Source organism: Cupriavidus sp. R6-3 (genome assembly GCF_059772245.1).
Map to the genome: position 1 here is coordinate 1 of NZ_JCBAJO010000171.1, position 10162 is coordinate 10162.

Genomic DNA, 10162 nt, shown 5'->3' on the forward strand with positions numbered 1-10162 from the left:
CCTTGGCGCCAGCGACCCCGACGATGCCCGATTCGGCGCCCAGGTCCGACAGCCTGGCCTTGGCGCGCAGCACGAACATCGACAGCCGCTTCTGGATCGCCGGCTGCAGGTCGGCCGACAGCTGCATGGCGATGCCCTGGGCATCGCGCCAGATCAGCAGCGTCGCCAGCAGGCGGCCCTTGGGCGAGCAGTAGCCGGCCAGCCGGGCCTGTCCGGCGGGCAGGTCCTCGACGGCATTGGTCAGCTGGGTATGCAGGAAGGTGGCGGCGTCATCGCCGGCCACGCGGATCAGGCCCAGCTCGGCGGGGCGGCAAACGACGCCGTCCTGGCGCAGGGCGGCGAACTGGGCGGCGCGGGCGGGATTCGGGGCGTGCATGGATGGAATTCGATTCGAAGCCGGCTCAGGCCGGCACGGTTGGCGGATGGCTTGTGCGGGGCCTGTCACAACTTGTGACGCGGTGAGCGGCGGCCCCGGACAAGGCTCCCGGTATTATATGGGTCTGCCGTCATTGCGGCCGGCGGCCGTCTTCTCGGTCACCTGTTGAGCCTGCCACTCCTGCCGTTTGCCCGTTTTCGCGCTGCCCGGCAGGCCGGCGGCCCCGATTCACGAGAGATTCGCGCTTATCTTCGCGTTTATCCCCGCAGTTAGGCCCTCATTCAGACCCGCACTTACCCAAGCTTGTCGATGAAACGTTTTCTTTCCCGGCTGGTTCTGGCCGCCGTGGCATTCGCGCTGGCCGCCGCCGGCGCCTTCGCCTGGTGGGCCAACCAGCCGCTGACGCTGCGCAGCTCGCCGCTCGAGGTCATCATCAAACCCAATTCCAGCGTGCCGAGCGTCGCCCGCCAGGTGGCCAGGGGCGGCGTGCCGATCGATGCCCGGCTGTTCGTGCTGCTGGCCCGGCTGACCGGCAACCACGCCAGCCTGAAGGCCGGTGGCTACCAGTTCGAGAGCGGCGTCACGCCGCTGCAGGTAATCGGCCGCATCGCCCGCGGCGAGGTCAACCACCATGTGCTGACGGTGATCGAGGGCTGGGAATTCCGCCGGATGCGCGCCGCCGTGGACGCCCATCCCGCGCTGCGGCACGACACCAAAGGCATGAGCGAGGCCGAGCTGCTGAAGGCGATCGGCGCCACCGAGCCCTCGGCCGAGGGGCTGTTCTTTCCGGATACCTATCTGTTTGCGCGCGGCAGCAGCGACGTCGAGCTGTACAAGCATGCGTACCGGGCGATGCAGCGGCGGCTGAACGAGGCCTGGAACGCGCGCTCGCCGGACCTGCCGTACAAGACGCCGTACGAGGCGCTGATCATGGCGTCGATCGTCGAGAAGGAGACCGGTCAGGCGGCCGAGCGGCCGATGATCGCGGCGGTCTTCATCAACCGGCTGCGCAAGAACATGATGCTGCAGACCGATCCGACCGTGATCTACGGCATCGGCGAGATGTTCGACGGCAACCTGCGCAAGCGCGATCTGCAGGCCGACACTCCGTACAATACGTACACCCGCACCGGCCTGCCGCCCACGCCGATCGCCTTGCCGGGCGTGGCGTCGCTGGCGGCGGCGACCACGCCGGCGCCGACCGACGCGCTGTATTTCGTCGCCCGCGGCGATGGCACCAGCCACTTCTCCAACTCGCTTCCCGAACACAATCGCGCGGTCGATCAATACCAGCGCGGCAAATAATCACGAACAGCATCGCCATGCGCGGAACATTCATTACCTTCGAAGGCATCGACGGGGCGGGCAAGAGTACCCACCTGGCCTGGTTCGCCGGGCAGCTGCAGCAACGGCTGGGGCAGGGCAGGCGCGTGGTGACCACGCGCGAGCCGGGCGGCACCGCGCTCGGCGAGGACCTGCGCCAGCTGCTGCTGCACCGGCCGATGCATCTGGAAACCGAGGCGCTGCTGATGTTCGCCGCCCGCCGGGAGCATCTGGCCGAGGTCATCGAACCGGCGTTGGCACGTGGCGATTGGGTCATCTCCGATCGTTTTACCGATGCGACCTTCGCTTACCAGGGCGGCGGCCGCGGCTTGGCCCGCGAGCGGCTGGAAACGCTGGAGCGCTGGGTGCAAGGCGATCTGCAGCCGGATCTGACGCTGCTGTTCGACGTGCCACTGGAGGTGGCCAGCGCCCGTCTGGCCGGGGCGCGCGAACCGGACAAGTTCGAGGCCGAGTCGGCCGCCTTTTTCGCGCGGACACGGGCCGAATACCTGCGGCGGGCCGAGGAGGCGCCGGCGCGCTTCCGGCTGATCGACAGCACGCGGCCGATCGCGGAGATTCAGAAAACGCTTGAGCAGATTCTTGCAAGTCTTTGAATTGAAGAAAGTATCAAGTCTCGATGATATGAGGGGTCGCGCCGTCGTTGCAGAATCCGCAACAACGCGGCAACAACGTCGCATCCTCTCAAACAACATCAATTGCTGTCGATAACCCGTTGATTTCCATGCTCTATCCCTGGCAAACCGAAGACTGGCGGCAACTGATGGCGCTGCGCGACCGGCTGCCGCACGCGCTGCTGCTGCACGGCCAGCAGGGCATCGGCAAGCGCGACCTGGCGCTGCACTTTGCTCAGGCGCTGCTGTGCGACACGCCGCTCGCCGACGGCCAGCCCTGCGGCACCTGTGCCGCCTGCCACTGGTTCGGCCAGGGCAATCACCCGGACTTCACCGTGGTGCGGCCCGAGGCGATGGAAGGCGGCGATGCGGATACCGACGCCAAGGCGGACGACGGCGGCGGCAAGAAGAAGGCGCCGAGCAAGATCATCCGGATGGAGCAGGTGCGCGCGCTGATCGAGGCGGTCGGCATCGGCACGCACCGCTCGGGCCTGCGCCCGGTGGTGGTCTACCCGCTCGATGCGCTGCAGCACGAGGGCGCCAACGCGCTGCTGAAGACGCTGGAGGAGCCGCCGCCCGCGACGGTGTTCCTGCTGGTCACCGACCGCATCGACCGGATCCTGCCGACCATCCTGTCGCGCTGCCGCCAGGTCGCGCTGCGCCGGCCGAGCGAGCAGGCCGCGCTGGAATGGCTGAAAGCCCAGGGCGTCGCCGATGCGCCGGCGCAGCTGGCCCAGGCCGGCGGCGCGCCGCTGACCGCGCTGCATGCGGCCGAGGCGGAGGAGCTGCCGCTGCAGCGCTGGCTGGTCGGCCAGCTCGCCACCGGCCCGTCGCTCGACGCGCTGGCCGCCGCCGAGCAGTTGCAGAAGCTGCCGGTGCCCTCGGTACTCGGTATCCTGCAACGCTGGACCTACGATCTGCTGGCGTTGTGCCTGGGCGGCGAGGCCGGCGCGCGCTACTTCCCCGGCGAGATGGCGGCGCTGCGGCGCTGCGCCGGTGCCACCGACGCGCATCGGCTGCAGGCGTTTGCGGCACGGCTGGTCCAGCACCGGCGCCACGAGCAGCATCCGCTGGCGGCGCGGCTGGTGATGGAGGCGGTGCTGATGGACTACCGGCACCTGTTCCAGCGGCAGCCGGCCTGAGCGTGGCCGGCGCCCGGCGCCCGGCCCCACGGCAACCTTATGCAAGACTTGAAGTACCTACGATAACAACTTGATTTAAAAGAAGAGAAACATGGAAGCAAGCGGTTTCACCGTGCGTGACGCACAGCGCCAGGACCTGCCGGGTATTGTCGCGATCTACAACGGCACGGTTGCCTCGCGCATGGTCACCGCCGACACCGAGCCGGTCAGCGTCGCCTCGCGCCAGCCCTGGTTCGATGCCCACGGCCCCGAGCGCCGGCCGTTGTGGGTGGTCGAGGATGCCGGTGGCCAACTGGCCGGCTGGCTCAGCTATTCGGATTTCTATGGCCGGCCGGCTTACGGCGCCACCAGCGAGGTGTCGATCTATCTCGACGATCGCTACCGCGGCAAGGGCCTGGGCCGGCTGCTGCTGGAACGGGCGATGGCCCACGCGCCCGCCATCGGCGTCAACACCTTGCTCGGCTTCATCTTCGGCCACAACGCGCCCAGCCTGGCGCTGTTCGAGCGGCTGGGCTTTGCCCGCTGGGGCGAACTGCCGCGCGTCGCGGTGCTCGATGGCATCGAGCGCGACCTGATCATCATGGGGCGGCGCGTCGATCAGGGCGCCTGATCTTTCCGATACGCCGAAAGTCGCCCCCAAACCCGCCCGCTCCGCCCGATTTCCCCAATTGCCATGTTCGTCGACTCCCACTGCCACCTCGATTTCCCCGACCTGTCCGCGCGGCTGCCCGAACTGCTGGCGCATATGCAGGAGAACCAGGTCACCCATGCGCTGTGCATCTCGGTGACGCTGGAGGACTTCCCGCGCGTACTGGCGCTGGCCGAGCAGCATGGGAACCTGTACGCCTCGGTGGGCGTGCATCCGGACTACGAGGAGGGCGCCGAGGAGCCGACGGTCGAGCGGCTGGTCACGCTGTCGAACCATCCGAGGGTGGTCGGCACCGGCGAGACGGGGCTTGACTATTACCGGCTCAACGGCCGCAGCATCGACGAAATGGAGTGGCAGCGGGAGCGTTTCCGCACCCATATCCGCGCCGCCCGGCAGACCGGCAAGCCGTTGATCATCCATACCCGCTCGTCGGCCGAGGACACGCTGCGGCTGATGCGCGAAGAGGATGCCGGCGCGGTCGGCGGCGTGCTGCACTGCTTCACCGAGACCTGGGACGTCGCCAAGCAGGCGCTGGACATGGGCTTCCATATCTCGTTCTCGGGCATCGTCACCTTCAAGAACGCGGTCGACCTGCAGGAGACCGCGCGCAAGGTGCCATTGGACCGGATGCTGATCGAGACCGATTCGCCGTACCTGGCGCCGGTGCCGTACCGCGGCAAGACCAACGAGCCGGCCTGGGTGCGGCATGTCGGCGAGTTCATCGCCACACTGCGGGGGCTGCCCGTGGAGCAGGTCGCGCGGCAAACCACGGACAACTTCTTCAATCTGTTCAAGCACATGGAGAGGACTGCTAATGCTTGATATCAAGTCGTTGCGCCGCCCCTTGCTGGCCACCGTTCTGGCCGCGGCGCTGACCGGCGGCGCGCTGCCGGTGCTGGCGGCGCCGGCCGACGACCTGCGGCTGGCGGTCGAGCTCGACAATGGCTATGAAGTCCGCAAGCTGCTTTCGCGCGGCGTCGATCCGAACCTGACCGACCGCCGCGGCGATCCGCTGCTGGTGGCGGCGCTGCGCGAAAAGTCGCTGAAGGCGGCCGAGGCGCTGATCGAGGCCAAGAACCTGGACTTCGACAAGACCAACGCCGCCGGCGAGACCGCGCTGATGATGGCATGCCTGCAGGGCCAGCTCGACATGGTCAAGCGGATGGTCGGGCAGCGCCAGGTCGAGATCAACAAGACCGGCTGGACGCCGCTGCACTACGCGGCCACCAACGGCCATCTGGAGATCGTCCGCTACCTGCTGGAAGAGTCCGCCTATGTCGACGCGGAGAGCCCGAACGGCACCACGCCGCTGATGATGGCCACGCGCGGCGGCCATATCGAGACGGTCAAGCTGCTGCTGGACGAGGGCGCCGACATCCGGATCCGCAACCAGCAGGGCATGACGGCGATCGATTTCGCCGAGCGCTACAACCAGCCCGAAATCGCCCAGGGGCTGCGCTCGCGCTGGCAGAAGCAGTTCCCGGACACGCCGATGGACGGCGGCAAGGGGAAGGGCAAGGCCGGTTGGTAGGATCGTCAGGGCCGGCGCCGCACGTTCCCCTCGGCCCGCTCAGGCATCGTCCGCCAGCCGCACGCCGGTGAACTGCCAGCGCTGGTGGGGATAGAAGAAATTGCGGTAGGTGGCGCGGATATGGGATTCGGGTGTCACGCACGATCCGCCGCGCAGCACCATCTGGTTGCTCATGAACTTGCCGTTGTACTCGCTGACCGCGCCGGGGCTGGGGCGGAAGCCCGGATAGGGCAGGAAGGCGCTGGCGGTCCATTCCCAGACATCGCCGTACATCTGGCGCAGCACGCCCGCGGTGTTCTGCCGGTCGGGCAGCGGCCGCAGTGCGCGGCCCTCGAGGAAATTGCCGGTGGCCGGCAGGTTGCGGGCCGCGTGTTCCCATTCGGCCTCGGTCGGCAGGCGGCGCTCCGCCCAGCGCGCGAAGGCGTCCGCCTCGTAGTAGCTGATATGGGTGACCGGGCTCTCCGGGTCGACCGGATGCATGCCGCGCAGCGTCATCTGCCACCAGGTGCCGTCGCGCTCCTCCCAGTACAGCGGTGCCTCGATGCCTTGCTCGCCGACCCAGCGCCAGCCGTCCGACAGCCACAGCCCGGCGCTGCGATAGCCGCCATCCTCGATGAATTCGAACCACTGCCGGTTGGTCACCGGATGCGAGCACAGCTGATAGGGGCGCAGCAGCACCTGGTGCCGCGGACCCTCGCAATCGAAGGCGAAGCCCGCGCGGTCCGGGCCCGTCTCATGGCCGATCGCCACCACGCCGCCGGAAAACGTCAACCATTCCGGCACCGGGCGCGGGTCGGCGATCACCGGCGCCACCAGCTCGGGCGCGAAGGCCGGCTTGAGCGGGTTCTGCGCGAACAGATGCAGGATGTCGGTCAGCAGCAGCTCCTGATGCTGCTGCTCGTGATTGAGGCCCAGCTCGATCAGCGCGGCTTCCTCGTCGGTCTGCGCGCGCATCAGCAGATCGAACATCGCCTCGTCGACAGCTTCCCGGTAGGCCAGCACCTCGTCCAGCGTCGGCCGGCTCAGCAAGCCGCGGCGCGGGCGCGGATGGCGTGCGCCGACCGCCTCGTAATACGAATTGAACAGATAGCGGTAGCGCGCATCGACCGGCTCGTAGCCGGGGATGCGCGCGGTCAGCACGAATTCCTCGAAGAACCAGGTGGTATGGGCCAGATGCCATTTGGCCGGGCTGGCATCGTCCATCGATTGCACCGTCGCGTCGGCGTCGCTGATATCGGCCACCATCGCTTCGGTGGCGGCCCGGATATGGCGGTACCGGGACAGCAGCGCCGGTTCCTGGGGAGGGTGGACGACGCTGGCGGGCAACAGGGAAGAGGGCATGCGGGCTCCGGTGTCGATGGCGAGGCGATGCCTGCCTGGCACCGTCGCCGTGGCCGGTTCCGGCCAGCCCGCGCATCGCGCGGCAGCGCCTGCTCCCCCGAGTGGGCGTACGCCGAAACCGCAGGTACGAACCGCTCCATCATAGACGCGATCCCTCCCTGCGGGGAGTCGGTCAACCGCTGACGGCGCGGGCCGCCAGCGGCATGTGCAAGCACTGCGCCGAGCACCGCGCCGAAGCGCCGCGATCAGGCGGCCAGGCGGCCGTCCTCGTCGTTCAGCGCGGCCAGTTCGCGCTTGGCGGCATCGAGGCCGGCAGCCCGGTATTCCGGACCCATCGCCAGGCCATGGGCGCGGACATAGGTGATGTCCGTGATGCCGAGGAAGCGCAGCACCGTGTCGATCGTGACCTCATGCAGGTCCAGCCCGTTCGGATCCTGGCGCACGCCGCCGCGCGAGGACACCACGATCGTCTTCTTGCCGCCGGCCAGGCCGACCGGACCGTTCTCGGTATAGCGGAAGGTGCGGCCCGCTTGCGCGATCCGGTCGATCCAGCCCTTGAGCTGGCTCGGGATGCCGAAGTTGTATTGCGGCACGCCCAGCACCAGCACGTCGGCCTCCAGGAATTCCTTCAGCCAGGCCTCGGTGCGCTCCAGCTCGGCCTGCTGCACCGGGTCCAGCCCTTCCTTCGGGCCGCCCAGCACCGGCAGCAGATGGCCGGACAGGTGAGGCGCCGCCTCCTTGTCCAGGTCGCGCACGGTCAGGGTCGCTTCCGGATGGCGGGCGCGCAGATCCGCCACCACTTGCGCCGTCAGGTTGCGGGACACCGAGTTGTCGCCCAGCACGCTCGAATCGATTTGCAGAATCTTCATCACGCTCTCCACATCGGAATTGGTTTGGATGTGAGGAAAGATAAAGGCTGGCGATTGATGTCGGTAGTGATCCATAATGGAAATTATTGTTCTACTCGTAGAACGCATTGCACCGGCCCCAGCGGCCGCCCAGCCCTTACGATGGCGACCATGCAAGACCTCAACGATCTCTATCTCTATGCCCAGGTGGTCCAGCACGGCAGCTTCTCCGCCGCCAGCCGCGCCACCGGTGTGCCCAAGTCGCGCCTGAGCCGGCGCATCGCCCAGCTGGAAAAGGAGCTTGGCGTGCAGCTGCTGCGCCGGACCACGCGGCAGGTCCGCGTCACGCCGCTGGGCGAGGCCTTCTACGAGCGCTGCAAGGCCATGCTGTCCGAGGCGCAGGCCGCCCGCGACGTCGTCGAGCAGGCCCGCGCCCAGCCCGGCGGCCATCTGCGCGTGGCCTGCGCGGTCGGCATCGCGCAGAACCTGCTGGCGCCGTCGATCGGACGCTTCATGCGCGAGAACCCGGGCGTGCAGGTCGAGATCGACGCCACCAACCGGCGCGTCGACGTGATCGGGGAGGGCTACGACCTGGCGCTGCGCGTGCGCGAGGTGCTCGACGATTCGTCGCTGGCGATCCGCACCTTCGGCTCGAGCCCGTTGACGCTGGTGGCCAGCCCCGGTCTGCTGGACGCGATCGGCCGTCCGCGCACGCCCAAGGCGCTGGCAGGCGTCCCCGGGGTCGGGCAGAAGCCGCACGACGGACGCCATGTGTGGAACCTGTCCATCGGCGACGAGCCGCCCACGCAGATTCCCTACGATCCCCGCCTCGTCTGCGACGAATTCGCCGTGCTGCTGTCGGCGGCGGTCGAAGGCATCGGCGTCGCGATGCTGCCGCGCATGTATTGCCGCGAGGCGATCGAGCGCGGCGACCTGGAGGTGCTGCTGCCGCAATGGCGCATGCCGGTCGGCACCCTGCACGCGGTATTCCCGTCGCGGCACGGCATGCCGCCGGCGGTGCGGCGCTTCCTGGATTTCCTGACCGAGATCCTGCCGGAGAACGTGCGCCAGGCCGGCATGCAGCCGATCATGCCGCCGGGCATGCACCAGCCCTTGCCGCCGACCGCGCCGGGCTGATCCGCTCGCCGTTCACGGGCTTCCCAGGCGGGCGGCCGCCGCCTTTGGCCGCGCTGCGAGGGGCGCAACCCGTCGCCGTTGACCGCGCGGCGGGAAGCGAGGTCCGCCGCGGTGTTGCCGTCCGCGCCACAACCCGCGCCCAGCAAGGGTTCGGCGCGCATTTGCGGCTTTACCTTCACGCGAACCGGCGCTAAGGTACAGGGGCGCCTGCGCGTGCAGCGCAAGGCGCCTACAACCTCTGCGCACGGATCGAACCGGGGACCCGTTTGCGTCAATCACCAAAGGAGCGACATCGATGGCTGCTACTCATGGTTCTCAGGATCTGGGCAAGGCGGTGCTGCGTATCGTGCTGGGGATACTGATCCTGTTGCACGGCATCGCGAAGGTCATCAACGGCCCCGGAGGCATCGTGCAGATGGTCGACCAGGCGGGCCTGCCTTCCTTCATCGCCTATGGCGTCTACATCGGCGAAGTGCTGGCGCCCGTGCTGCTGATCATCGGCCTGTGGACGCGCGCGGCCGCACTGGTGATCGTCATCAACATGCTGTTCGCGGTCGGCCTGGTCCATATGCATCAGCTCGGCATGCTGAACAAGAGCGGTGGCTGGGAGCTGGAGCTGCAGGGCATGTTCCTCGGCGCCGCGGTGGCGGTGATGCTGCTCGGCGCAGGCCGCTTCAGCGTCGGCGGAGCGGGCGGGCCGCTGAATTGATGCGCCGCGCGCGGCGTTTTTTGCTTGTGGCAGGGCCGGCACCGGCGGCATAACCGCTACAATCGCTGCCCGTGGTTTTTTCGATGGCGTAGCGATATGGGTTTGGGCTGGTTCGGATTGTCGACCTTCTGGCTATTGCCGCTGGCATGGCGCATGGTGGCGCGCATGCTGACGGGACAGCCGGTGTTTTCCGGGCCCGGCACGCTGCGCGTCTGGCTCGGCAGTGCGCTGACGCTGTGCGCGAGCGCGGCGCTCGAAGCGCTGACGGCCAGTGCGTCGGCCTCGTCCGACGTGGAGCCCACCGCGTCTTCCGGCGGCGCCGCCGGGGCAGGGGTGGCCGGCATCGCGGCCGACCTGTTCGGCTGGACCGGTGCGCTGCTGCTGATGCTTGGCGTGCTGGCGCTGGCCGCGCCGATGGTGTTCGGCGAGACGTGGCACAGCCTGTTCGCGCTCAAGCCGCGGCGCCATGCCGCT

Annotated in this window: 12 protein-coding genes; 9 read left to right on the forward strand and 3 right to left on the reverse strand. The window is 68.3% G+C overall.

Annotated features, from left to right (window positions below):
* Window positions 1–376 (reverse strand): YgfZ/GcvT domain-containing protein (locus AC6EI8_RS19970; protein WP_498382693.1); only part of this gene is annotated, 376 nt, incomplete at its 3' end.
* Window positions 377–685: 309 nt separating this feature from the next.
* On the opposite strand from AC6EI8_RS19970, the gene mltG reads away from it, so the two are divergent.
* From mltG to AC6EI8_RS20000, 6 genes are all read left to right on the forward strand, one after another.
* Window positions 686–1681: an endolytic transglycosylase MltG gene (gene mltG, locus AC6EI8_RS19975; RefSeq protein ID WP_149318781.1), complete on the forward strand. Its 996-nt coding sequence runs from the start codon at window positions 686–688 to the stop codon at window positions 1679–1681.
* Between the two features lie 17 nt (window positions 1682–1698).
* On the forward strand, window positions 1699–2313 hold the full coding sequence (gene tmk / locus AC6EI8_RS19980; protein ID WP_149318780.1) for a dTMP kinase: 615 nt from the start codon (window positions 1699–1701) through the stop codon (window positions 2311–2313).
* A gap of 128 nt (window positions 2314–2441) precedes the next feature.
* Window positions 2442–3473: a DNA polymerase III subunit delta' gene (locus tag AC6EI8_RS19985; RefSeq protein WP_149318935.1), complete on the forward strand. Its 1032-nt coding sequence runs from the start codon at window positions 2442–2444 to the stop codon at window positions 3471–3473.
* 91 nt (window positions 3474–3564) lie between these two features.
* Window positions 3565–4083, forward strand: a complete 519-nt coding sequence (locus AC6EI8_RS19990; RefSeq protein WP_149318779.1) for a GNAT family N-acetyltransferase — start codon at window positions 3565–3567, stop codon at window positions 4081–4083.
* 63 nt (window positions 4084–4146) lie between these two features.
* Complete coding sequence (locus tag AC6EI8_RS19995; protein ID WP_498382694.1) at window positions 4147–4944, forward strand: TatD family hydrolase; 798 nt, start codon at window positions 4147–4149, stop codon at window positions 4942–4944.
* The gene (locus tag AC6EI8_RS20000) at window positions 4937–5653 is read left to right on the forward strand and encodes an ankyrin repeat domain-containing protein (protein ID WP_149318777.1); all 717 of its coding nucleotides are present in this window, start codon (window positions 4937–4939) and stop codon (window positions 5651–5653) included. The genes AC6EI8_RS19995 and AC6EI8_RS20000 overlap by 8 nt, the downstream gene beginning before the upstream one ends.
* Window positions 5654–5692: 39 nt before the next feature.
* On the opposite strand, the gene egtB is transcribed toward AC6EI8_RS20000, so the two are convergent.
* On the reverse strand, window positions 5693–6994 hold the full coding sequence (gene egtB, locus AC6EI8_RS20005) for an ergothioneine biosynthesis protein EgtB (protein WP_498382695.1): 1302 nt from the start codon (window positions 6992–6994) through the stop codon (window positions 5693–5695).
* Window positions 6995–7239: 245 nt separating this feature from the next.
* Window positions 7240–7863 carry an FMN-dependent NADH-azoreductase gene (locus AC6EI8_RS20010; RefSeq protein ID WP_149318775.1) on the reverse strand — a complete coding sequence of 208 codons (624 nt, stop codon included), beginning with the start codon at window positions 7861–7863 and terminating at the stop codon, window positions 7240–7242.
* Window positions 7864–8013: 150 nt separating this feature from the next.
* Here AC6EI8_RS20010 and AC6EI8_RS20015 point away from each other — a divergent pair, with 150 nt between their 5' ends.
* From AC6EI8_RS20015 to AC6EI8_RS20025, 3 genes are all read left to right on the forward strand, one after another.
* The gene (locus tag AC6EI8_RS20015) at window positions 8014–8979 is read left to right on the forward strand and encodes a LysR family transcriptional regulator (RefSeq protein WP_149318774.1); all 966 of its coding nucleotides are present in this window, start codon (window positions 8014–8016) and stop codon (window positions 8977–8979) included.
* A 295-nt stretch (window positions 8980–9274) separates the two neighbouring features.
* Window positions 9275–9688: a DoxX family protein gene (locus tag AC6EI8_RS20020; protein ID WP_149318773.1), complete on the forward strand. Its 414-nt coding sequence runs from the start codon at window positions 9275–9277 to the stop codon at window positions 9686–9688.
* 96 nt (window positions 9689–9784) lie between these two features.
* Window positions 9785–10162 (forward strand): DNA translocase FtsK 4TM domain-containing protein (locus tag AC6EI8_RS20025; protein ID WP_498382696.1); only part of this gene is annotated, 378 nt, incomplete at its 3' end.

What these genes read in the sequence shown, in the direction of transcription:
- mltG (WP_149318781.1), top strand. Translation starts at nt 686, where the DNA reads ATGAAACGTTTTCTTTCCCGGCTGGTTCTGGCCGCCGTGGCATTCGCG.
- AC6EI8_RS20010 (WP_149318775.1), bottom strand. Translation starts at nt 7,863, where the DNA reads ATGAAGATTCTGCAAATCGATTCGAGCGTGCTGGGCGACAACTCGGTG.
- AC6EI8_RS19990 (WP_149318779.1), top strand. Translation starts at nt 3,565, where the DNA reads ATGGAAGCAAGCGGTTTCACCGTGCGTGACGCACAGCGCCAGGACCTG.
- egtB (WP_498382695.1), bottom strand. Translation starts at nt 6,994, where the DNA reads ATGCCCTCTTCCCTGTTGCCCGCCAGCGTCGTCCACCCTCCCCAGGAA.
- AC6EI8_RS20015 (WP_149318774.1), top strand. Translation starts at nt 8,014, where the DNA reads ATGCAAGACCTCAACGATCTCTATCTCTATGCCCAGGTGGTCCAGCAC.
- AC6EI8_RS19985 (WP_149318935.1), top strand. Translation starts at nt 2,442, where the DNA reads ATGCTCTATCCCTGGCAAACCGAAGACTGGCGGCAACTGATGGCGCTG.
- AC6EI8_RS20020 (WP_149318773.1), top strand. Translation starts at nt 9,275, where the DNA reads ATGGCTGCTACTCATGGTTCTCAGGATCTGGGCAAGGCGGTGCTGCGT.
- AC6EI8_RS20000 (WP_149318777.1), top strand. Translation starts at nt 4,937, where the DNA reads ATGCTTGATATCAAGTCGTTGCGCCGCCCCTTGCTGGCCACCGTTCTG.
- AC6EI8_RS19995 (WP_498382694.1), top strand. Translation starts at nt 4,147, where the DNA reads ATGTTCGTCGACTCCCACTGCCACCTCGATTTCCCCGACCTGTCCGCG.
- tmk (WP_149318780.1), top strand. Translation starts at nt 1,699, where the DNA reads ATGCGCGGAACATTCATTACCTTCGAAGGCATCGACGGGGCGGGCAAG.